Origin of the sequence: Streptomyces uncialis (assembly GCF_001905345.1) — a bacterium.
Taxonomy (GTDB): domain Bacteria; phylum Actinomycetota; class Actinomycetes; order Streptomycetales; family Streptomycetaceae; genus Streptomyces; species Streptomyces uncialis.
In genome coordinates this window covers 659,148-680,964 of the sequence record NZ_LFBV01000001.1, presented here as the reverse complement: position 1 = coordinate 680,964, position 21,817 = coordinate 659,148, and the positions used below count along the sequence as shown (strand labels likewise).

Here is a 21,817-nt window from a genome sequence, read left to right as displayed (position 1 = left end):
AGTTGCGGACTGCGACCGGCCAGGCAGGACGGCCCCTACAGGAGGACACCCCACCCATGCGCACTCTCTACGTCGTCACCCATCCGGAAGCGACGCACCATGTCGAGCGGGTCGTCGGGGGGTGGCATGACTCGGAGCTGACGGCCGGCGGGGTCCGGGCGGCGGTCTCCATCGCGCGGGCGCTGCGGGCCCAGGTGCCGGACGGCGCCGACGTGGAGCTGTTCTCCTCGGATCTGCGGCGCACCCTGCGGACGGCGGACGAGGTGGCCGGGTTGTTCGGTGTGCGGCCGGTCGTGGATCGCAGGCTGCGGGAGAAGTCCTACGGCGAGGCGGAGGGAAGGCCGCAGGAGTGGCTCGACCAGCGCTTCGTCCCTCCGCCGGCCGTCGGGGAACGGATGGACCACGACGAGGGCGTACCGGGCGCGGAGACCAAGGCGGTGTGGGCGCGGCGTATCTACGCGGCCATGGACGACATCCTGCGGAGCCCTTGCGAACACCAGATCGTCGTGACGCACGGCGGCTCCCTGACGTGCGTCGTGGCGGCATGGATCAAGATGCCGATCGAGTCGGCCGGTTACGCGAACTTCCGGGCGCCCTCCGGCAGCGTCACCACACTGCGCGAGGACGACTTCTTCCACAACCGCCAGCTCGTCAGCCTCGGGGACATCCGCCATCTCGACTCCGGCAAGGCCGGGTGACGACGGCCCAGTTGCCGCTGCGGGGCGGGTGGGCGGAGCCGGAACGAGGACTGCGCCCGCAGTCGATAGTCTGCAACGGAACTATCTGCTACGGTCGATCTCGTCGTCGTATCCGGCGCCGTCCACCCCGGACGCGCCGACGTCACCACGGCATCCCCGAACAGCCACCTGATCCGGTCACCCGTCACCAGTCCCCCGAACGCACCGAGGAGACCAGCGACCATGAGCGCCGAGCCCACCCCCGCCACCGGTCCCACCGCCGCCATCGAAGCCACGAACCTCGGAGCAACCGCCGATGGCCCCGGCGACGCCGCCGGGTCCTCCCCCGCCGGGCCCGCGCCCCGGCCGCTCACCGACGCCGACGCGACCGCGCTGCTGGCCGCCGGGCGGTTCGGGACCCTCGCCGCGGTCCGGTCCACCGGACACCCGCACCTGTCGACGGTCCTGTACGACTGGGACCCCGCTGAGCGGACCGTCCGGGTCTCCACCACCGCCGAACGGCTCAAGGCACGGCAGCTGCGGCGTGATCCGCACGCGTCACTGCACGTCCAGGGGCCGGACGTGTGGTCGTTCGCGGTGGCCGAGGGGCTTGCCGAGGTGTCGGAGCCGACGGCCGTACCCGGGGACACCGTCGGACGGGAACTGCTGGCGTTGACCCCCGGGTTCCCCGACCCCGCCGACGAGGCCGCCTTCCTCGCCCAGGCGGTGACGGACCGCCGGGTGGTGGTCCGGCTCCGCGTCTCCCGGCTGTACGGGACGGCCCTCGACATCACCGGCTGACCGGCCCTTCCTCCCCGGTCGGCGGGAAGAGGGGCTCCGAAGGGGTGGCCCCGGGCGGCGGACCGCCGCTGTGGTGCGACCATCGGGGAGTACAGCCATCACCAGGCAGGAGTACTCCATGGCCACGGAAGAAGACCGTTTCGATGTCGTCGTCCTGGGTGCGGGACCGGGCGGGTACGTCGCCGCCATCCGGGCCGCCCAGCTCGGCAAGAAGGTCGCGGTCGTCGAGGAGAAGTACTGGGGCGGCGTCTGTCTGAACGTCGGCTGCATCCCCACCAAGGCCCTGCTGCGCAACGCCGAACTCGCGCACATCTTCACCCATGAGTCCAAGACCTTCGGCATCAAGGTCGACGGCACGGTGTCATTCGACTACGGGGAGGCGTACCGGCGCAGCCGGCGGGTCGCGGACGGCCGGGTCAAGGGCGTCCACTATCTGATGAAGAAGAACGCGATCACCGAGATCGACGGACGCGGCACCTTCACCGACCCGCACACCCTCCAGGTCGCCACCGCCGACGGCGGCACCCGCACCCTCACCTTCGAGAACTGTGTCATCGCGACGGGCGCCACCCCGAAGCTGCTGCCCGGCACCCGTCGCACCGAACGCGTCGTCACGTACGAGGAGCAGATCCTCGCGGAGGACGTACCGCAGTCCATCGTGATCGCCGGTGCCGGCGCGATCGGGGTGGAGTTCGCGTACGTCCTGCACAACTACGGCGTGAAGGTCACGATCGTCGAGTTCCTGGACCGGATCGCCCCGCTGGAGGACGCGGACGTCTCCGCCGAACTGGCCCGTCAGTACCGCAAGCTGGGTATCGACGTGCTGACCTCGACCCGGGTCGACTCCATCGACGAGTCGGGCCCGCAGGTACGGGTCACGGTCACCGGCAAGGACGGCGCGCAGCAGGTGCTCACCGCCGACAAGGTGCTCCAGGCGATCGGCTTCCAGCCGAACGTCACCGGGTACGGCCTCGACGCCGCCGGGGTACGGGTCACCGAGCGCGGCGCGATCGATGTGGACGGGCGCTGCCGGACCTCCGTCCCGCACATCTTCGCCATCGGTGACGTGACCGCGAAGCTGATGCTGGCGCACGCCGCCGAGTCGATGGGCGTCATCGCCGCCGAGACCATCGCGGACGCCGAGACGATGGAGCTCGACTATGTGATGATCCCGCGTGCCACGTACTGCCAGCCGCAGGTCGCGAGCTTCGGTTACACCGAGGCGCAGGCCCGGGAGCTGGGGTACGACGTGAAGGTGGCGAAGTTCCCGTTCACCGCGAACGGGAAGTCGCACGGCCTCGGGGACACCGTCGGTTTCGTGAAGCTCATCAGCGACGCCAAGTACGGGGAGCTGCTGGGCGGTCACCTCGTGGGACCCGATGTCACGGAGCTGCTGCCCGAGCTGACCCTGGCCCAGCAGTGGGACCTCACGGTGCACGAGGTCGCGCGGAACGTCCACGCGCACCCGACGCTCGGTGAGGCGGTCAAGGAAGCGGTGCACGGCCTCGCGGGTCACATGATCAATTTCTGAGCCCGCCGCACGTTCCGTACTCCGTATTCCGTCGTCACTCCGTCGCCTTCCGGTGCCCGGTGCCCGGTGCCCGTCCGGACGTATGCGCGTCCGCGCGGGTGCCGGGCACCGCCACACGGTCGCCCGCCACACGGTCGCCCGCCACCGGTCATCCGCCACCCGCCACCGGTCACCGGTCACCCGAACGGCAGCGGTCTCGTGTGCAGGATCTCCAGGCGGGTGACCGCCCGGGTCAGCACCACGTACAGCCGGTGGGCGCCCCGGGGTTCCGCCTCCTCGATCGCGGCGGGTTCCACCGCGATCACATGGTCGTACTCCAGCCCCTTGGCCAGGGTCGCGGGCAGCAGGGTGACGGGGGCGCCCGGCGCGGCGGGACCGGCCGGGTCGGCGGGCGCGAGCCCGGCGGCGGTCAGGGCCGCGCGCAGCCGGGGGACGTCCGCGTCCGCGGCGATCACCCCGACCGAACCGAGCGCACCCGCGGGGGCGTCCGGACCGGCGGGGATGTCCGGACCGGCCGGACCGGCGGGGGCGCCCAGCCGCTCCGTACCGTTTCGCGCCGCGCGTACCGCCGCGACCGTCGCGGCCACCACGTCCGGGACCCGCCGGACCGTCAGCGAACCGTCCTCGCGCAGTGAACGGCCGGGCGGCACGGGCACGTCCAGCCGGGCGAGGAGGCGGTTGGCGAGGGCCGTCACCTGGGCCGGGACCCGGAATCCGGTGGTCAGGGCCACGGTCCGGGCGTCCGGACGGCCCAGGTGCGCGAGCTGTTCGGGCCAGGACCGGGCGGCCCAGGGGGTGGTGCCCTGCGCGAGGTCGCCGAGGACGGTCAGCGAGCCGTGCGGGGCGCGGCGCCCGATCGCGCGGCACTGCATCGGGGACAGGTCCTGCGCCTCGTCCACCACGATGTGACCGTGCCCGGCGGGGAGTTCGAGGAGCCCGGCCAGTTCGTCCAGCAGGACCAGATCCGCGGCGGACCAGCGGGCCGACCGGGCCGTGAAGGGCCGGGCCCGGCCCAGCGCGGCCCGTTCGGCCGGACCGAGGACACCGTCCGCCGCCCGCTCCCGCTCCTGCGGCCCGGACAGCAGTCCGGCGAGGACCTCCTCCGGGCTCGTCCTCGGCCACACCGCGTCGAGGAACGCGGCCATCGGCCGGGCCCGCGCGGTCCGCCGCAGCCAGCCGTCCCCGCGAGGTCCCGAACGCCGCTCCGCCAGCTCCCTGACCCGGGCCGCGACCCGGGCCCGGACCCGCTCCCGGCCGGTGTCGTACGGGAGTTCCTCCGCGAGGACGTCCGCCACGATCGCGGTCAGCTCCCCGGCGGGCACCCGCCAGCGGTACGAGCCGTCCGCGACGGTGAGCCCCGCGCCGTCCACCGCCTCCGGCCGCACCCGCGCGTACAGGGCGCGGCGCAGCACCCGGGCCATCCGGGCGTCGTGCTTGACGAGGGCCGTCGCCTCCGGGTCGTGCCCGGTCACCGGGTGCCGGGCCACCAGGTCCTCGACGGTGAGCTGTCCGACGCCGCCCTCCCCGAGCGCGGGCAGCACCTCCGCGATGTACCGCAGGAAGGTCCGGTTGGGGCCGAGCACGAGGAGCCCGGAGCGGCTGATCCGCCGGGGGTGGGTGTACAGCAGATACGCGGCGCGGTGCAGCCCGACCGCCGTCTTCCCGGTGCCCGGCGCGCCCTGTACGCACAGGGAGGTGCCGAGCGGGGAGCGGACGAGGTCGTCCTGTTCGGGCTGGATGGTCGCGGCGATGTCCCGCATCGGTCCGGTACGGGGCCGCCGGATCTCGGCGGCGAGGAACCCCCCGGCGACACCCACGTCCGTACCCGTACCCGACCCCGTACCTGTACCTGTACCTGACGCCGTTCCGGGGCCCAACTCCGTACCCGATTCCGTACCGCCCGGCCCCGCCCCCGTACCCGACCGGCCCAGGTACTCGTCCTCCAGGCCCGTCAGGTCCTGCGGCGCGCCCGTGCTGTCCGGTGCCCAGCCGAAGCGGCGGCGTACCGCCACGCCCCGGGGGTCGTGCGGGCCCGCCTGGTAGAAGGCCCTTGAGACGGGTGCCCGCCAGTCGACGACCAGGGGCGGGGCGGTGGGTTCCTCGGTGATCCGGGTCCGTCCGATGTGATAGCTCTGCCCGGCGTGCGGCGCGGCGTCGGCGTCCCGGCCCGCGACCGGACCCGCCCCGGACCGCTCGTCGCCGGACCCCTCGTCACCAGGTGCGGCGGCGAAGTCGAGGCGGCCGAAGAAGAGCGGGCCCGGGGGGAGTTCGCCGAGGTCGCGGGCCTTGGTGCGCAGCGCCCGGCCGAGCACCTCGGCGTCGGCGCCGGACGCGGAGACGTCCGCCGCCGTGACGACGTGTTCCCGTGCTCCCGCCGCCATCGCCGCGAGGGCGGCGCGGCAGCGTTCATGGTGGGCCCGTTCGTCCGCGAGGGCCTGTGGCCCCTCGGGGTCCGGGGCTGGACGTGTTCCGGTATCGCGACGCGCCATACGCCGACCCTAGCGAGAAAGCGTTACCGAGTCACATTCTTTACCGGGTCGCGATGTGGCGGGGGCTCAGGCCCCCGCGTACCGGGGAAGTCCGTCCCGCAGTTCGGCGAAGGCGCGGTCGGCGTGGGTGACGGCGTCCGGGTGCACCGCGTCGGCGCGTTCGCCGGAGGCGACCCGGCGCCGGTTCTCCTGGGCGAGCACCCGCCGGACGGCGACCATCTGCGCGGCGGCGGTCCGGTCCGGCAGGCCGGGCGGACCGGGGGCGGCCAGCGCCCCCGCCAGCCGCTCCTCGGAGCGTTCGAGGTACGTGTACAGCCGCGCGACCAGCGACGGCGTCCCGTACAGCAGGTCGTGGAAGGCGAGCACCCCGGGATCGTCGTTCAGCCCGGTCACGGGGTCGTGGCGGGCGAGCCCGTCCAGGAAGTCCCGGTGCAGCGCGGCCAGCGGGGCGGTCCCGTCGGCGCGGGCGGCCGTGACGACCCGGGCGGCCTCGTCCTCGTGGTCGGCGAACCGGTGCAGGACCAGGTCCTCCTTCGCGGGGAAGTACCGGAACAGCGTCGGCTTGGAGATGTCGGCCGCCGCCGCGATCTCCGCGACGGACACCTTCTCGAAGCCCCGCTCCAGGAACAGCGCGATCGCGGTCTCGGACACCGACCGGTACATCCGCAGCCGCTTGCGTTCCCTCAGCCCCATCTCACCACTCATGCCGATGAGCGTACGCAGCGCGGACGGCCGTCACGCCCCGCCGGGACGTGACCCGGCGCACGCGTCACGCGGCACCGACCGCCCCGCCCCCATGCCCCGGCGGGTCACCGGCCGTCGGGCGGGAAGGCGCGCGCGAGGCACGGGTCCGCGGTGGGCCGGAGCGGGAGCCCCAGCCCGGCGGTCGCCGCCCGCAAGGTCATCGCACAGGACTCCATCGCCCGCCGGACGTTGGGGGCGTCGAGGGCGGCGCCGGTGACGAGCCGGTCCAGATCGACGTACGCGGAACGGACGGTCTCGATCGTCCGGTACGCGTTCCAGTCCCGTTCCCAGCCGGCGGTGTGCCGCGCGGGCAGCCGGGCGGACCAGCGGGCGAGCATCCGGCGGCGGATCTCGGGGCGCGTCGGCGTCAGATGCAGATGCCGCACCAGGTCGTACAGCGGGTCGCCGACCACGGCCATCTCCCAGTCGATGAGGGTGAGCCCCCGGTCCGGGCCCTGACCGCGCACCAGGTTCCACGGGTTGAGGTCGCCGTGCAGGAGCACCGGGGGCCGCGCCCGCACCTCGCGGCGGGCCAGCAGTTCCGCCAGCCGGTCGCCGCCGGGCAGTCCGACCTCCCGGGCGAGCCGCCGCGAGGGCAGGGGCAGCTCACGCACCAGCCGGACCAGCTCACCGCGCAGCCAGGCGAAGAAGTCGACGCCGCCCGCGGTGGGGTCCAGCCGCGCATGGCCGACGCCGGTGAGCGCGGCCAGCTGGTCGACCAGGTCGTCCGCCTCATGGGGCAGCAGCCCGTCCACCGGGTGCTCCGGGGGCCGGACGCCGTCGCGGGGCCCCTCGTACGAGTGGACGGCGAACCGGTCGCGCGGGCCCTCGTGACCGTGGACGGCGAACCGGTCGCGGGGGCCGCTGACGCCCAGCGCCAGCACCCGGGGCGCGCGGACGGCCGCGCCGGACTCCTCGATGGCCCGCAGCACGGCGTGCTCGCTGAGGAAGCTGCGCTCCAGCCGGTGGGCGGTACCGCGTTCACGCCGTACGACGACCAGGGTCCGGCCGTCGCCGTGCGGTACCGGGACGGCGACCACCGTGTTGAGATGGGACGTCCCGGTGAACACCCGTCCGGCGGGGGCCGTGCGCTCCCCGTCCAGCGCGGCGCGCACGGCGGAACGCGGGAAGCCGGGGTGCTCACCGAACCTGCCGTCCGGACGCCAGTCGGGGTACCGGGAACCGTCGCCCGCGGGGAGCGGACCGGCGCGGTTCCCCGCCAGGTCCGCGGGCCGGGGCACCGGGCGTCCGCCCACGGGCCACTCCTGGAGGATCGCGCACACGTGTCACAAGAATGGGCACACCCTAGTGGCGCGACGGGCGGCCCAGGGCCCGTACGCCACCACCGCGCGGCGCCCGCCGGTCGTCTCTCATGCGCGCACCGTCATACCGCGAGGTGCGCCCGGCGCGGACGCCCGGGAGCGGCCGCAGGTTCTCATCCCCGCCGCCCCCGCCGCCCCCGGTCCGTCCGGGACCTCCCCGGAACCTCACCGGGGCGTCACGGGTCCGTCATCGGTTCGTCGTCCCCACCAGCCGCAGTACGCCTTCCAGCGAGTCGACCACCAGGTCGGCGCCCGCCTCGGACAGCACCTGGCGCTTGTGGTCGTTGCGGGCGTAGCCGAGGAAGGGGACGCCCGCCTTCCGGGCGGCCAGCAGGTCGGACGGCGTGTCGCCGATCATCAGCGCGGCGGACGGGGCCGCGCCCATCGCGTTCAGCGCCCGGATCAGACAGTGGGGGTCGGGCTTCAGCAGCCGCAGTTCCCGCGTACGGCCGTACACATGGGGTGCGAAGCAGTCGGTGAGGCCCCGGCCCTCCAGGTACTCGCGGACGACCCGGGGGGAGTTGTTGGTGGTGACGGCGAGCCGGACGCCGACCGCGCTCCAGGTACGGATCAGGGGGTCGGCCCAGGCGGTGGGCCGCGCCGAGGCGGCGGCCCGGGACTCCTCCTGGGTGAGGCGTTCCTCCAGCTCCGCGACGAGGTCGCTGCCGGGGTGCCCCCGGTCCACGGCCCGCAGGACCACATGCGGGTCCAGGGAGGCCCGCTCGGTCGCGCTGAGCAGCCCGCGCAGGCCCTGCCCGGCGAGCCAGTCGACCAGGTCCGCGGCCACCCGTTCGGCCTTGTGCCCGGCGAACAGACGGCAGATGGGGCCGTCGAAGTCGAAGAGGACGTACCGCGCCCGGCCGATCGTCCCGCGAAGCTGCTCGGTCCCCTGTGTCACCGTCTCGTCGGCCACCCGTCCCGTGTGTGCTGTGTCTTGGGTCACTAGGAGAGTGTCAGGTCCGTGGCGATGGTTTCCCAGAGGGCGTTGAACCACTTCTGCGACTCCTCCACGAACGCGGTGTCCCGGGCCCCGGCGAGCTTGTCGAAGGAGAACAGCAGCGAGGCCGCCCCGAGCGTGTCGAACAGCTCCATCGAACCGCTGCCCACCTCCTCCTGGCGGCGCGTCACCGTGTAGTACGCGATCAGCGCCTCGTCGCCGTTGAGCAGGTACAGCTTCACCGGCGGGGTGAACGGCAGCGCGCGGAAGGTGACCTTCACCTCGATGCCGTGGGAGGAGCGCAGCGCCCCCAGGTTGTGGCGCAGCACCTGCCCCTGCGCGTTGCGCTGGGTCAGCCAGCGGTCGTGGACCCGGCCGTCGTCGTCCTCCTCGTCGGCGGCGACCGGGAAGGCGAGGTGGATCTCGCGGCTGGGCAGCAGTACCCGCACCTCGACCGAACCGGGCCTCAGGGTGCCGTCGTGGATCTGCCGCAGCGGTTCCCCGACGGCGAGCATCAGGGTCTCGGCGGTGAGGCACACCGCGTCCACGGTGACGTGCGGCGCGGCGAACGCCCTGGCCAGCCGGGGGGCGAGACCGACCATGGTGGGCTGCGGCCGGTCGGCGGGCGATCCGTGCGCGAGCGGGTCGCGGGGCGGGGCGACCCGGGGCGGGCTGCCCTTGCTCACATCGCTGAGCAGCCCGGCGCCCTGGAGCGCCTTGAGCGCCTGCCGTACGGTGCCGCGCTCCACCCCGAACTCCGCCGCGAGCCCGGCCTGGGTCGGCAGCCGGTCACCGGCCCTGAGCGCGCCGGTGCGGATGCGTTCGCGCAGGACGTCGGCGATGTCCTGCGCGGAGCGCCTGTTGGGCGGGACGGGGGCGGACGGGACGGGGGCGGGGGTGTCGGGGGTGTCGGCTTCGGAGGGCTGGACGCCGAGGGGCTGGACGCCGGGGGGCTCGGCTTCGGAGGGCTCGGCGTCGAGGGGCTCGGTGTCGGACGGGGGGCCGTCGGAAGGGGGGCCGTTCACCGCGGCGTTCTCCTGGGTCACGACCAAACGGTACAACCCGCACCCAACTATGGGCAGTTGTTCGACAGTTGTTTATACGAGGCAGCCAAGTGGGGACAACTTAAGTGTAGTTGGTTGCCAACATCACCAAGTTGGCGTATCACTCCTCCCCACCGCAAGGAGGATCACCGTGCCCACCGCCGCTCTCCTCACCGCCGCGTTCGTCATCGGCCTGGAACAGTTCGTCGAGTGGAAGTACGGTCCGGCGGGGCTCGCCGGACTGCTGCTCCTCACCGTCGGGATCAAGGCCAGGAGCCCGATGTGCAGCTCCGCCGGGGCAGTGACCCTGGCCCTGCTGATGACCACCCCCGCGCGCTGACCGGCCCGCGCGCACGGTGACCCCACCGACTTCCGACGGGTCCTTCTCCGGAGGGGAGCCGGGGCCCGTCGGACGCGGTGCGCCGACGAAGCCGCACCGCCGCACCACCCGCGACCGGGCGGCACCGGGAGACAACCGGCCTCCGGACGCACCTACGGACACCCGACCACCACCGACACCCGAAAGCGAGGCGGAAGACCGTAAGCCGTACGCCGTACGCCGGGCGCCGGGACGTCCGCCCGGAACACGACCGGTGCGGCACACGCACAGGTGCAGCACACGCACCGGCTCAGAAGAGGCGCCGATTCAGCACGGGTACCGGCTCAGCACAGGTACCGGCTCAGAAAAGTCGCGGCCCCGGCTCAGCACAGGTACCGGCTCAGAAAAGGCGGGGCCCCGGTTCAGAAGACGTCCGGACACCAAGGGCGCCTCGGCGTACGGAACAGGGCGTCGGCGACGGCGGCGGCGCCCTCCCGTTCCTCCACCACCCGGCCGAGCGCCACGAGCCGTGCCACCGAGCCGTCCCCGAGCCACAGCGACCCCAGGTCGCCAAGCGACAGCGTGAGATCCGCCGGAGCGTCCGTCCGCGCGCACACCGCGCCCTGCGGTGACGCCTCCAGCCGGAACCGGCCGCCCGAGACACCGCCCGCGCCCCCGGGCTCGTCCACCACGTCCAGTACCAGCGAACCCGCGCCCCCGTACGTCCGCGCCTCCAGCGCACCGGCGACGTCCAGCAGCCGCACCCACAGCCAGTCCGCGTGCTTCACCACCCGCGCGGCGCGCGGATCGGGCAGCAGATGCGGCACGAGGGCGTCCGGGGCGCGCATCCCGGTACGGACCGTGGTGATCCAGTCGACCGCGCACAGGTAGTGCCACAGCGCGCGCTCCGCGTCCGGGTCCAGCGCCAGCAGGTGCTTCACCCGGGCGGTGTTCTCCGGCTGCGTGCCGTCCCCCGACTTGTCGTCCACGCCGTACGCGAGCAGCCCAGTGACCTGCCCGTCCGGCGCCCGGTACGCCACCTGGAAGTCCTCCTTCCAAGGGCTCGCGTCCAGCCGGAGCTCCCCCGTCTCCATCTGCCACCACACCGCGTCCCGCGAGGTGGCCCCCGGCTGCGCGCGGCGCACCCGGTCGTAGAACCCCGGACCCCACGCCCGTACGTCCTCGGCATTGACGAGCTCGATCCGCGCCCCGTCCCGCTCCGGCCGTGACCAGCGCGGGTCGAGCCCGCTGCGCGACACGTCGATCGACCACTCCGTGACGGAGGTGGCCGGGCCGAAGCCGTAGCGTCCGTAGATCGGGTACTCGGCGGCGATCAGCGTCGCGACCAGGTCGCCCCGCTCCCGGGCGGCCCGCAGATCCGCGTCGATCATCCGCGTCAGCAGCCCGCGCCGCCGGTGGGTGGGGCTGACGGTGACATTGCTGACCGCGTTCGCCGTGACCACCGCGCCCCCAGGCACGGTCAGTTCCTGCCCGAAGGACCGGTACGTGGCGACGCACCGCCCCCGGTCGAACGCCCCCGTGGTCCTGGCCGCCTCGGTGTGCCGGCGCCGGATGTCCACATCGTGCGCCGTGGGCGTCGGCTCCCGCAGGAACCCGGTGTTCAACGCCCGCAACCAGTCGGCGAGCTCCCCATAGGCAACAGCCCGCACGTCCACCACATCGTGACCCATACGTCCCACGCTAGGCGCCGGGATCGGTGGTGTCGCCCGCTTTTTCTGGCCGGTGGCCTCAGGGCTTGATGAGTCGGCTGGTGTACCCGTCCGCGATGAGGGCTTCGTAGGCCGTGCGGACATCGTCGGGGACGTCCTGGGCGACGGCGTAGCCGAGCGCGGGGTACTCGATCACCCGCTGGAGGTCTCCGACGAGCATGTCCAGGACGAGTTTCCCGTCGCCGATGGACTTGAGGTAGTCGTCCAGTTCCAGTGGTTCCGAGGCGCAGAGCACTTCGGCCCCGGGCCACAGCTTGCGGGCGGTGGCGTACGAACGGCGTTCCATGTAGGGCTTGGACACCAGCAGGACCGACGCCGGCGCGATGCCGTGGGCGGCCAGGAGATCACGGGAGAAGGTGATGTTCTCACCGGTGTTGGCCGCGTTCGGCTCGACCAGGATCGCCTCGTCGGGGACCCCGAGCCCGAGGGCGTGCTCGCGGTAGTGGACGGCCTCGCCCCTCGGGAAGCGGGCGCGGGTGGTGGGGCTGTTGCCGCCGGTGAACACGAGGGTCCGGAACAGCCCGGCCCGGTACAGGCCGGCGGCATGGGTCGCGACACCGAGGTCATGGCTGCCCAGTCCGATCGCCACGTCGACGGGCCGCACCTCGTGGCGCATCCGGTGGTGGTCCCAGATCAGCTTCGCCTGCCGGTAGCGGGTACCGGTGATGCCGTACGGATGGTGCGTGGTCACTCGCGTCTCCCTGCTCACCGCGACCGGGCGCCGGACGCCCCCGCGGTCATGGTCCGGATGGTCCCGATAGTGCGGACCTGGTGACTCAGACCGAATTCGGCGGCCAGCGTGGCCGCCTGGTCGAGTCTCCGGAACCCATCATCGACGGTCGCGGGGTCGGACAGCAGGATGTGCCCATGGGCGGCGTCCAGCCGCACTCGTTGCAGGGGGGACTCAGCAATGCCGGTGTCGCGCGCGATGCCGATGAAGCGCAGTGCCTGGACAAGGTTCCCAGCACCTCGGTGGGCGAGGGCGAGCTTCTGGTGGGCGACGGTCCAATCCTCAGGCTCTGCCAGCTCTTCGAAATCGCGGGTCGCCGTCATCATCACCCGTGCCGCATAGTCGTGTTCGCCGTCCTTGCTCAGCGCGGTCCCTACCCACAGTTTCGCCCGGGCCCGGTCGCGGCGGCTGAGACGGGCATCGACCGCGAGGCGTTCATAGCGACGAGCTGCGATCTCCAGGTCACCGGCCATTTCGGCGACGACGGCAAGGGAGAGGTCGAGCTGGGCGACACGACGGGGGACGTCGAGCTTGTCGAAGGCTGATCGGGCTCTCGTATAAGCGTGTTGGGCTGATAGCGGCCCTGTCACTGCCCCCCGATCACGTCGTAGGTCTCCGAGCAGGGCTGTGGACCGGGCGAAGAGATACAGACCCCCGTCGTCGAGCTCCTCCCTCGTGAACCGGTTCAGCCACCGGCCCAGCAGATGCTCGGCGAAGACGAAATTCTGTCGGCTCAACGCGACAGCGCTCCGTTCCAGGTCGTCGGACCACGACTCGTACTCCGAAGCCCGGGAGCCTGCGGCTCCTACGCGGGAACGCTTCGCTGCCGGCGTCTGCTCTGCCGCTGACAGGAATGTCTCGAACCGCGACTGCACAGTTGCGCCACTCCGGGCCAACGCGGTGTCCAGGATCGCTTGGGTGTCAGGCCTCGGCTCGGTCGAGGCCAGAAGCTTCTCCCATTTCGAGACCGTGCGGATCGCGACACCCAGGTGGTCCGCGAAGCAGCGGACGCTCATCCGCAGGGCGAGTCGTAATGCCCGGGCTTCCGAACCTGTCCAGCGGTGCACGGTCGCCACACGTCACTCCCTTCCGAGTTCATGCAATCACGTGCGGTGATCGCGGGGGGACTGAAGTGCAACGGAAGTGCCACACCAGGTCATTTCATCTCGATCCATCACGGACGAAACTTCATCGCACAGGTCGAACCTCCCGACTCCCCGTGGGATTTGGGCCTTCATCTCCTCTGGTGACGTCTTGGAGGATCACCTCTTATGGAACCCCTCACCGAGCACCATCCGGTCAGCGGTCCTGTCCCCTACGGCCTGCTGAGGCGGATCAAGACAGCGCACGCCCGCGAGACAGCGCTGAAGGTGTCGCTCACCGCGTGCTGCCGCCCGCACGAGCTGCTCCTGTACCGCCTCTCCGCCGATCGCCGCCCTGATCGCAGCTCTCAGTCCTTGCCGTGCGGGCGTGGCCCCGCACGGGCAGCGGAGGCTGGGGCATGAGGTCGGGAACAGCCGGATCGGCAGATCTGAACTGGCCGATGAATCAGGACAACGGTTCGGGTGGCGCTGACCCTGCTCCCCGAAACGCACTCACCTGGCCGTCGTGCGCCTGTGGCCACCCGAAGTGCCCGGACCGAGTCAGTGAGTATCCGGAACACGTCCCCGCTCCGAGTGAACCCGGAGGCCAACTGTGAGCGCCGGGCCTCCGGAGCGACCGGACCGGTTCGCGGGGGCTCCGCCCCGGATCGGCCCTGCGGGGTGGTGGTCGGAGTACGGGGGCACGGTCGACCCGGTGACCGGGGCGGTCCGGCTCCCGGGCGTACCCACTCCGCCGAAGTGCCCCTTTCCCTGCGGGATCTGCGACCGCCGGAACGAGGCCGACCGATGAGGGTCACCTACCCCCGATGCCGTGAACCCCTCGTCATCACCGACGAGACCCGCTCCCGCGCCGAACGCTACGACCGCTACCGCTACCCCCTCCAGGAAGAAGTGGTCAGCTGCGAACTCGCCACCCACACACCCGAGACCGCCTGCGCCGCGTACCTCCTCCACGAAGAGGACCCCCACGTACAGGTCTGGGCCCGATGGAACCCCACCGGCGGACCCGTCCACGTCGAAGAGACGACCGCCTGCCCCAACGAACACGACGACGCACCCTGCCTCCTCTTCCACACCCACCCCGGCCCCTGCACCTGGGCCATCACCAGCCCCTTCGACCCGCCCCTCTGACCCGCCGGACAGGGACGGATCATCGTTTCCCTGCGGATGCGAGGACTGATGCGTTCGGCCGCACTCCAGATCGGTATCCGGGCGGGCTGAATCCGCCGCGCGATCTCGATCTGCCCGGTGCGGAAGCCGCAGCACCTGGGTGCGATCGGTTGACCGCCGTCCGGCAACGCGAGGAGATCCGCGTCGCAGTGAGCGCGGCGAGCTCCGCTCTCGGCCGCCGGATCGGCGAGATCGTGAACGCGCAGCGATGCGACGCCCGACGGGTACCGACACCGTCCGGAGTGTTCGCCGGGGTGGCTCCGGTGCGGTCCGGCCAGCAGGAAGACTTGTCCGCCGGGGTGGTTGGCGAGAAGCTGAACGGGTCAGCCGGGCACCAGTGGTGTGATCACTGAGGGCCCCGTGAAGTCGTCGGCGACGGCGTCCATGACGATCTCGTCGCAGACCTTCCCGAGCCAGTATCCGGCCTGGCGCAGGGCGCCGACGGTCCGGAAGCCGGCCTTCTCGTAGGCGCGGATTCCCGCCCTGTTGGGGGCGAGGACCTTGAGCCACACCATCCGGAGGTTGGTGATGTGGAAGGCGTAGTCGAGGGTGAGACGGGTGGCCTCGGTGCCCAGGCCGCGCCCGCGTGCCTCGGGGGCGAGCATGACGATGTACTCGGCGGTGCGTACCGCGTCGTCGGGGAGCAGGGTGGTGACCCCGGCCGGTACAGGGTCACCACTGGTGAGGTCGTAGACGGTGAAGCGCAGGTTGCCGCCCTGGAGCTGCTGGGCCATGCCTTCGGTACGGGCTTCCAGGGACTCGGGGCTCTGCCGGCCGTATCCGACGAGGAGGGCCGGGTCCTGCTCCCAGCGCCAGTACGTCTCGACGAGATCAGCACGATAGGGGCCGAGGGCACAGGTGTCGGTGGTGATCCACAGAATGGGGTCAGGGCTGGCGCTGATGAGGGGCTCCGATGGTGAGGGCGGGCGCGTAGGCGAGGGTCGAGGCGGGTTCGGCAACGCTGATGGTGCGTGGTCACTCACGTCTCCCTGCCCACCGCGACCGGGCGCCGGACGCCCCCGCCGAAGTGTCCGGCCGGAGTGGGCTAAACCCTCGGAACGCCCCGCCCCCACAGTTCCTCGGCGTGTTCGGTGAACCGGCCGAACATACCCCCGTCACCCGCGCGCCGCAGATGGAACATGGGCGAGTCGTGCCCGACCGTCCGCGCCAGATGAGGCGTGACAAGCACGTCGTCGTCGAAACGGAACACCGACAGACCCACATGGTTCACGGCATCGTCCGCACCCGAGAACCGCACCTCCAGCCCGTCCACCGGCCCCAGCTTCGCCAGCTCACCCAACGTGATCCTGATCCTCGTGGACACGGTCAGCGCGGCACCCTCCACACGCTCCCGCTCCCGCGTCACCTCCCCGTCAGGATCACCCAACAGGAACCGCACACGACAACCGGCCTCCAGCCTGCCCCGGAGCGTCACCCCGAACGCCGGCTGCTGCGTCCAGAGGAAGTAGTTCGTGTACCCCGCGAAGAACAACTCCCGCCCCGCACCGCCGACAAGGTCCCCCCACACCGTCGAGGGACACGCCGACCGGTACGGATAGCTGTGCACCATCTCCGAGTCCGCACCGGACCTTCCCCGGTCCTTGGCTGCTCTGGGCCACAGCATCGTGACTTCCACTCCCAACGCTTGCGAGGCATCTTCCCGGTTCCTGGCATGAGGGATCAGGTCCGGGTCCGCGACCCAGCGCTCCACCGTCTTGCTGGACACCCCCACTCTGGATGCCAGCTGACGCGGGGACAACCGCGCGGACTGCATAGCAGACCTCAAGTCAACATTCAAGATATCCCCCACGGACGTTTGGGCGTTCTTCAAGATACCGCCTGAACAATCCGTATGTCGTCCGATGACACGACACAACGTCCCTCATGGAACGTGAGGATCACCGGGCAACAGATCCCGGCCCCCACCCGGCAGCCGGAACACCAACCGAACAGGGACAGAGTTATGTTGAAGCTGGATTCCTCCACCTTCGAGGCCGGGGCGCGCGGATGACGCACCCGGGATCACGGCCGACTTCGTCAGTGAGCTTGCGGCTACTGCCCTGGCTGTCCCCGGAGGGGAAGCCCAGCTATCTCGCCACAGACAGCAACCACGGGTACCTGTCGCGGTTCGCCGACCACGTGGAGGCCGTGCAAATCGACATGGCGCGCACACTTCTCGACCATGCTTGCGAGTTGCTGAACGAGCCCAAGGCCAGCCCCCGAGAGTTGCGGTTCGTTGCCACACGGCTCATGGAGGCGTTGGCCGACACCTTGCGTGTGGCACAAAGCCGAGGGCAGCGTCTGACGGTCACCGACGATCCGCCAGACCCACCCGATGGCAACTGCGAGATGTCGCGACCGGCTGGCTGAACACGCCATGGATTCAGCACAAACGGCTCCCTGTGCCGGGTGCCTACGGGCCCGCATCACAGGTGACTCCGCCTTCGGTCACGAGTGTCACGGTGTCACCAGGCTGCGATTCACGGGACTTCAGCCTCAGTTGTCACTCGTTGAGCTCCCGTGCCCCTGCTCCTGCCGCACCGATAGCGCGCGGCCGGCAAAGGCCGGGCAACTGTAAGGCGGCTCTGCGCCCGGACGCCGCAGGCCGTCATCAACCCAGGGCTGGGGCTCAACCCCTCTCCTCGCGCAGCCGCACGGCCACCGAAGGGGGTGGGCGGGAATCTCTGCCCGCAGACTCCGATGCTCTTCAGCAGGGCAAGAGGGATGTCCGACCGAGCGCGTCGGAGCGAGGACGGAGAATCCCGACCGGCACCGACCCGAAGAACCCACAGGGTGCGCCCCAAAGGGGCGCGGGGAACTGCGCAAAACCACCGAACGACGGCACAGCAACAAAGTACTCCCCGCACCGAGTACCCAGGGGCGCGAGGAACCGCGCACCCCACGAGCGACCCCTACCGGACAAGTTCGTCCCGCCGGACGGACCTCGGAAGCGCAAGCGAAGGCGACCCGCGGGGAACCGCGCACCCACCGAACGACCGCACAGGGACAAGTTCGTCCCGCCGGACAGACCTCGGAAGCGCAAGCGAAGGCGACCCGCGAGGAACCGCGCACCCACCGAACGACCGCACAGGAGCAAGCGCGCCCACCCGGGAGACCCCCTACCCGAAAGGCCCCGCGGCGAGCAACGCCTCGACCAGTTCCGCGTCCCGCCCCTGCGAAAGGACCCGTTTCGCCGCGCCCGGCGTGAGCCACAGCAACCGGTCCACCTCGTCGTTCGCGGCGAAGCGGCCCTCCACCGCCTCGGCGGCCCAGTAGGACACGACCTTGGGCCGCCCCTCCACCTCGTACCGGACCGTGGGCAGCACGGCCCCGGGCACGCACCCGTACCCCGTCTCCTCCGCGACCTCCCGGACCGCCCCCGCGAGCGCGTCCTCGCCCCGTTTGAGCTTGCCCTTCGGGTGCGAGAAGTCGTCGTACTTGGGCCGGTGGACGACGCACACCTCGATCCCCCCGCCGGACGGCGCCCGCCGCCACAGCACGCACCCGGCCGCCCGGATCGTCCCGCTCCCGCTCATACCCGTGCCTCCTCACGTACCCAGACGCGCTGGAACGCGTACCGCGCGGCCTCCACCTCGTGCCGCTGGTCCGCGTGCAGCACCCCGAGCGCGTACGCCGTCGCCGGGGTGATCCTCGGGGTCCGCGCCGCCGCGGACGCCGCCGCCGCGGCCTCGGAGGCGTCCCGGTGGCGGTCGAGGGCATGACCGGCCGACAGCAGCCGGGCCCCCTCCCCCGCCCCGTCGGGCACCGCGTCCGGCACGGACCGCAGGACCTCGTCCGCGTACCGGTGCAGCCGCAGCAGCAACCGCACCTGGTGCCAGGGCGCGTCCTGCGGCTGCGGCGCGGGATCGGCGGTGAGCCCGTGCGCGAGGGCCTCCGCGTTGTACGGGTGCCCGGCCCGCAGCAGCGGCAGCGCCCCGACCGCGTCGAGGAGCCGGGCGCCGGCCTCGGCGGCGAGCGGACCCAGTCCGCTGGGCGGTCCCGCGGCGGCCCCGGCCAGGGGCACCTCGCTCGCGAGGAGCGCCACGCTGTCCGCGACCGCGTGGAAGCGGGCGGAACCGAGGGCCTGGAGCGCGGCGGAGTGCGCCCGCGTCCGGGCGAGGTTGAGCTGGCGTTCGAGCAGCGCCCCGGCCTTCGCCGCGCCGAGCGCGAGCGCCCCGGCGGGCTCCACCGACCCGGCCCGCCCACCGGACCCCTGACCTTGGCCCTGCCCCTGGCCAGGAACCGCAGCCGCAGCCGCAGCCGGAACAGTCGCCGGAACCTGCGGGGCGGGCGGAACCGGGACCCGGCCCCCGCCCCCTACCGGCACCTGGACCCCACCCCGTACCGGAGCCGGAACCCCACCCCGTACCGGAGCCCCGCCCCGTACCGGGACCGGGACCGGCGTCCCCGACAGCCGGGTCAGCGCCGCCAGGAGCCGTTCCAGCCGGTCACCGTACGCGTGCTCGCGGGCCAGCGTGCCCGACAGCCACGCCAGTTCGGGGCGCAGCGCGTCGGACCACTCCCGGTCGAGCATCGGCCGGAACGTGTGCAGCGTCCCGCTGATCCGGCGGGCGGACCGCCGCAGCCGGGCCGCCGCGTCCGCCGAGGCGGCACCGCCCCCGGCGGGTCCGGCCTCGCGGTGCAGCCGCAGCGAGCGGAGGAAGTCGGTCGCGCGGTCCTGGAGATGGACCGCGAGCACGTCCCCCGCCGAGCAGGGCCCCGTGGGTTCATGGTTTCTTCTTGCCACGCCGGCGCCTCCGGGCGTCAATGAGCATCTCCTGTACGTTGCGCAGGGGCTGGCCGTCCGAGTCGGTGGCGTGCCGGGTCCATTCACCGTCCGGGCCCAGATGCCACGAGCTGGTGGCGTCGGACATCCCGGTCTCCAGGAACCGGTTCAGGGACGCCCGGTGGGCCGGGTCGACCACCCTGACCAGCGCTTCGATCCGGCGGTCGAGGTTGCGGTGCATCATGTCGGCGCTGCCGAACCACACCTCCGGCTCACCGCCGTTGCCGAAGGTGAAGACCCGGGAGTGCTCAAGGAAGCGGCCGAGTACGGACCGTACCCGGATGTTCTCCGACAGGCCCGGTACGCCGGGGCGCACGGCGCATATGCCGCGCACCCACACGTCGACCGGCACGCCCGCCTGGGACGCGCGGTAGAGGGAGTCGATGAGCGCCTCGTCCACCATGGAGTTGACCTTGATGCGGACATAGGCGGGGCGGCCGGCCTTGTGGTGCTGGACCTCCTTGTTGATCCGGGAGATGAGGCCGTCGCGCAGCGACTTGGGGGCGACGAGGAGCCTGCGGTACGTCTCCCGGCGGGAGTAGCCGGACAGCCGGTTGAAGAGGTCGGAGAGGTCCGCGCCGACCTGGGAGTCGGCGGTCAGCAGTCCCAGGTCCTCGTACAGCCGGGCGGTCTTGGGGTGGTAGTTGCCGGTGCCGACGTGCGAGTAGCGGCGCAGGGTGTCGCCCTCCTGGCGGACCACCAGGGACAGCTTGCAGTGGGTCTTCAGCCCGACGAGCCCGTACACCACATGGCAGCCGGACTCCTCCAGCTTGCGGGCCCACTTGATGTTGGCCTGCTCGTCGAAGCGGGCCTTGATCTCGACCAGGACGAGGACCTGTTTGCCGGACTCGGCCGCGTCTATGAGGGCGTCGACGATCGGGGAGTCACCGGAGGTGCGGTAGAGGGTCTGCTTGATGGCGAGGACGCCCGGGTCGGCCGCGGCCTGTTCCAGGAACGCCTGGACGGAGGTGGAGAAGCTGTCGTAGGGGTGGTGCAGCAGCACGTCGCGTTCCCGCAGCGCGGCGAATATGTCCGGCGCGGACGCGGACTCGACCTCGGCCAGCTCGCGGTGGGTGCCCGCGATGAACTTCTGGTACTTGAGCTCCGGGCGGTCCAGCGAGGAGATCCCGAACAGCCCGGTCAGGTCCAGCGGGCCGGGCAGCGGGTACACCTCCGCCTCGCTGATCTTCAGCTCGCGCACCAGCAGGTCGAGGACGTACCGGTCGATGGACTCCTCGACCTCCAGCCGCACCGGGGGACCGAAGCGGCGGCGCATGAGTTCCTTCTCCAGGGCCTGGAGAAGGTTCTCCGCGTCGTCCTCCTCGACCTCCAGGTCCTCGTTGCGGGTGAGCCGGAACATATGGTGCTCCAGCACCTCCATGCCCGGGAACAGCTCCTCCAGATGCGCGGCGATGACGTCCTCGATGGGCACGTACCGCGACGGGGACGCCTCCAGGAACCGGGACAGCAGCGGCGGGACCTTGACCCGCGCGAAGTGCCGGTGCCCGCTGACCGGGTTGCGGACGACGACCGCGAGGTTCAGCGACAGACCCGAGATGTACGGGAAGGGGTGCGCGGGGTCCACGGCGAGCGGGGTCAGCACGGGGAAGATCTGGTGCCGGAACAGGGTGAACAGGCGGGCCTGCTCCTTGTCGGTCAGCTCGTCCCAGCGGACCAGGTGGATGTCCTGTTCGGCGAGGGCCGGGGCCACGTCCTCCTGGTAGCAGGCGGCGTGCCGGGCCATGAGCTCCCTGGAGCGCGCCCATATCATCTCCAGCACCTCGCGGGGCTGGAGTCCGGACGCGGACCGGGTGGCGACCCCGGTGGCGATGCGCCGCTTCAGTCCGGCGACCCGGACCATGAAGAACTCGTCCAGGTTGCTGGCGAAGATCGCGAGGAAGTTGGCCCGCTCCAGCAGGGGCGTGGCCGGGTCCTCGGCGAGTTCGAGCACCCGTTCGTTGAACGCGAGCCAGCTGCGCTCCCGGTCCAGGAAGCGGCCCTGGGGGAGTGTGGCGCCCTCGGTGTCGTCCTCGTAGGCGTCGAGGTCGGCGTCTATGTCCGGTTCCAGATCGGAGACCACCGCCGAGACGGTGTGCGGGCGGTGCGCGGCGATCGACCCCACGGAGGGCTGCGCGTGCTGGACCTTGGCCTGGGCGTCTGGCTGACTCATGTCCCCATTCTTCCGCCTCACCGGACGAACAGGCGCGTCGGAGCGCGCGGGCGGGAGCGCGGGTACGGGTCCGGGCGTCCCGTTCACCACCGGACCGGGGGCGGGGGGCTGCATGGGGCGAGCCTCGCAAGGCCGTCTGAATCACCGGTTACGGGGACATGACGCTCAGGAGACAGCGCGAGGCGGCCCCCGGGGGTCCCGGGCGCCCGCGGGCACCCGCCAAGAGGGTCCGGCCTCCGCGATACGTACGCCCGTTCGGATTACC

Annotated in this window: 18 protein-coding genes; 5 read left to right on the top strand and 13 right to left on the bottom strand. The window is 71.9% G+C overall.

The genetic code is table 11. From position 1 onward, the window contains the following. Nucleotides 1-56 precede the first annotated feature (56 nt). From AB852_RS02920 to lpdA, 3 genes are all read left to right on the top strand, one after another. Nucleotides 57-698, top strand: a complete 642-nt coding sequence (locus tag AB852_RS02920; RefSeq protein ID WP_073783240.1) for a histidine phosphatase family protein — start codon at nt 57-59, stop codon at nt 696-698. Between the two features lie 222 nt (nt 699-920). Beyond that, nucleotides 921-1,478, top strand: a complete 558-nt coding sequence (locus AB852_RS02915; RefSeq protein WP_079184252.1) for a pyridoxamine 5'-phosphate oxidase family protein — start codon at nt 921-923, stop codon at nt 1,476-1,478. Between the two features lie 118 nt (nt 1,479-1,596). Beyond that, nucleotides 1,597-3,009: a dihydrolipoyl dehydrogenase gene (gene lpdA, locus AB852_RS02910; protein WP_073783238.1), complete on the top strand. Its 1,413-nt coding sequence runs from the start codon at nt 1,597-1,599 to the stop codon at nt 3,007-3,009. A 176-nt stretch (nt 3,010-3,185) separates the two neighbouring features. Here lpdA and AB852_RS02905 read toward each other — a convergent pair whose 3' ends face one another. The 5 genes from AB852_RS02905 to AB852_RS02885 all read right to left on the bottom strand — a co-directional run bounded on the left by AB852_RS02905 (nt 3,186) and on the right by AB852_RS02885 (nt 9,343). Continuing rightward, entirely contained in the window at nt 3,186-5,498 is a 2,313-nt protein-coding gene (locus AB852_RS02905; protein ID WP_073783236.1) for a HelD family protein, read from the bottom strand. Between the two features lie 66 nt (nt 5,499-5,564). Then, nucleotides 5,565-6,203 (bottom strand): TetR/AcrR family transcriptional regulator, encoded by a 639-nt coding sequence (locus AB852_RS02900; RefSeq protein WP_073783234.1) that lies wholly within the window; start codon nt 6,201-6,203, stop codon nt 5,565-5,567. A gap of 104 nt (nt 6,204-6,307) precedes the next feature. Next, nucleotides 6,308-7,498, bottom strand: coding sequence for a phosphotransferase (locus AB852_RS02895; RefSeq protein WP_073783232.1), 1,191 nt, complete (start codon nt 7,496-7,498; stop codon nt 6,308-6,310). A 253-nt stretch (nt 7,499-7,751) separates the two neighbouring features. After that, the gene (locus AB852_RS02890) at nt 7,752-8,507 is read right to left on the bottom strand and encodes an HAD family hydrolase (RefSeq protein ID WP_245876589.1); all 756 of its coding nucleotides are present in this window, start codon (nt 8,505-8,507) and stop codon (nt 7,752-7,754) included. After that, a complete protein-coding gene (locus tag AB852_RS02885) occupies nt 8,507-9,343 on the bottom strand; it encodes a GntR family transcriptional regulator (protein WP_073785315.1) in 837 nt (278 codons plus the stop codon). Before AB852_RS02885 ends, AB852_RS02890 begins: the two co-directional genes overlap by 1 nt. Before the next feature lie 352 nt (nt 9,344-9,695). Between AB852_RS02885 and AB852_RS02880 the strand changes: the two genes are divergently transcribed. Further along, nucleotides 9,696-9,884 carry a hypothetical protein gene (locus AB852_RS02880; protein ID WP_073783230.1) on the top strand — a complete coding sequence of 63 codons (189 nt, stop codon included), beginning with the start codon at nt 9,696-9,698 and terminating at the stop codon, nt 9,882-9,884. A gap of 401 nt (nt 9,885-10,285) precedes the next feature. Here the strand turns inward: AB852_RS02880 and AB852_RS02875 are convergent, their stop codons facing one another. Genes AB852_RS02875 through AB852_RS02865 form a run of 3 tightly spaced genes read right to left on the bottom strand, consistent with a single transcriptional unit; the run spans nt 10,286 to nt 13,399 of the window. Further along, complete coding sequence (locus tag AB852_RS02875; RefSeq protein WP_073783228.1) at nt 10,286-11,554, bottom strand: GNAT family N-acetyltransferase; 1,269 nt, start codon at nt 11,552-11,554, stop codon at nt 10,286-10,288. Between the two features lie 58 nt (nt 11,555-11,612). Next, nucleotides 11,613-12,284 carry a YdcF family protein gene (locus AB852_RS02870; protein ID WP_073783226.1) on the bottom strand — a complete coding sequence of 224 codons (672 nt, stop codon included), beginning with the start codon at nt 12,282-12,284 and terminating at the stop codon, nt 11,613-11,615. 14 nt (nt 12,285-12,298) lie between these two features. Then, a complete protein-coding gene (locus tag AB852_RS02865) occupies nt 12,299-13,399 on the bottom strand; it encodes a helix-turn-helix domain-containing protein (RefSeq protein WP_073783224.1) in 1,101 nt (366 codons plus the stop codon). A gap of 813 nt (nt 13,400-14,212) precedes the next feature. Between AB852_RS02865 and AB852_RS02860 the strand changes: the two genes are divergently transcribed. Beyond that, on the top strand, nt 14,213-14,557 hold the full coding sequence (locus AB852_RS02860) for a hypothetical protein (protein ID WP_073783222.1): 345 nt from the start codon (nt 14,213-14,215) through the stop codon (nt 14,555-14,557). Between the two features lie 362 nt (nt 14,558-14,919). Here the strand turns inward: AB852_RS02860 and AB852_RS02855 are convergent, their stop codons facing one another. From AB852_RS02855 to AB852_RS02830, 5 genes are all read right to left on the bottom strand, one after another. Beyond that, nucleotides 14,920-15,468: a GNAT family N-acetyltransferase gene (locus AB852_RS02855; protein WP_245876663.1), complete on the bottom strand. Its 549-nt coding sequence runs from the start codon at nt 15,466-15,468 to the stop codon at nt 14,920-14,922. Nucleotides 15,469-15,641: 173 nt separating this feature from the next. After that, nucleotides 15,642-16,220 carry an XRE family transcriptional regulator gene (locus tag AB852_RS02850; RefSeq protein ID WP_245876588.1) on the bottom strand — a complete coding sequence of 193 codons (579 nt, stop codon included), beginning with the start codon at nt 16,218-16,220 and terminating at the stop codon, nt 15,642-15,644. Nucleotides 16,221-17,715: 1,495 nt separating this feature from the next. After that, complete coding sequence (locus AB852_RS02840) at nt 17,716-18,132, bottom strand: NUDIX hydrolase (RefSeq protein ID WP_073783216.1); 417 nt, start codon at nt 18,130-18,132, stop codon at nt 17,716-17,718. Next, nucleotides 18,129-19,343 (bottom strand): CHAD domain-containing protein, encoded by a 1,215-nt coding sequence (locus AB852_RS02835; protein ID WP_073785309.1) that lies wholly within the window; start codon nt 19,341-19,343, stop codon nt 18,129-18,131. The genes AB852_RS02840 and AB852_RS02835 overlap by 4 nt, the downstream gene beginning before the upstream one ends. Then, nucleotides 19,324-21,552, bottom strand: coding sequence for an RNA degradosome polyphosphate kinase (locus tag AB852_RS02830; RefSeq protein WP_073783214.1), 2,229 nt, complete (start codon nt 21,550-21,552; stop codon nt 19,324-19,326). The genes AB852_RS02835 and AB852_RS02830 overlap by 20 nt, the downstream gene beginning before the upstream one ends. Between the last annotated feature and the right edge of the window lie 265 nt (nt 21,553-21,817).

What these genes read in the sequence shown, in the direction of transcription:
- AB852_RS02875 (WP_073783228.1), bottom strand. Translation starts at nt 11,554, where the DNA reads ATGGGTCACGATGTGGTGGACGTGCGGGCTGTTGCCTATGGGGAGCTC.
- AB852_RS02830 (WP_073783214.1), bottom strand. Translation starts at nt 21,552, where the DNA reads ATGAGTCAGCCAGACGCCCAGGCCAAGGTCCAGCACGCGCAGCCCTCC.
- lpdA (WP_073783238.1), top strand. Translation starts at nt 1,597, where the DNA reads ATGGCCACGGAAGAAGACCGTTTCGATGTCGTCGTCCTGGGTGCGGGA.
- AB852_RS02915 (WP_079184252.1), top strand. Translation starts at nt 921, where the DNA reads ATGAGCGCCGAGCCCACCCCCGCCACCGGTCCCACCGCCGCCATCGAA.
- AB852_RS02900 (WP_073783234.1), bottom strand. Translation starts at nt 6,203, where the DNA reads ATGAGTGGTGAGATGGGGCTGAGGGAACGCAAGCGGCTGCGGATGTAC.
- AB852_RS02850 (WP_245876588.1), bottom strand. Translation starts at nt 16,220, where the DNA reads ATGCTGTGGCCCAGAGCAGCCAAGGACCGGGGAAGGTCCGGTGCGGAC.
- AB852_RS02920 (WP_073783240.1), top strand. Translation starts at nt 57, where the DNA reads ATGCGCACTCTCTACGTCGTCACCCATCCGGAAGCGACGCACCATGTC.
- AB852_RS02905 (WP_073783236.1), bottom strand. Translation starts at nt 5,498, where the DNA reads ATGGCGCGTCGCGATACCGGAACACGTCCAGCCCCGGACCCCGAGGGG.
- AB852_RS02860 (WP_073783222.1), top strand. Translation starts at nt 14,213, where the DNA reads ATGAGGGTCACCTACCCCCGATGCCGTGAACCCCTCGTCATCACCGAC.
- AB852_RS02840 (WP_073783216.1), bottom strand. Translation starts at nt 18,132, where the DNA reads ATGAGCGGGAGCGGGACGATCCGGGCGGCCGGGTGCGTGCTGTGGCGG.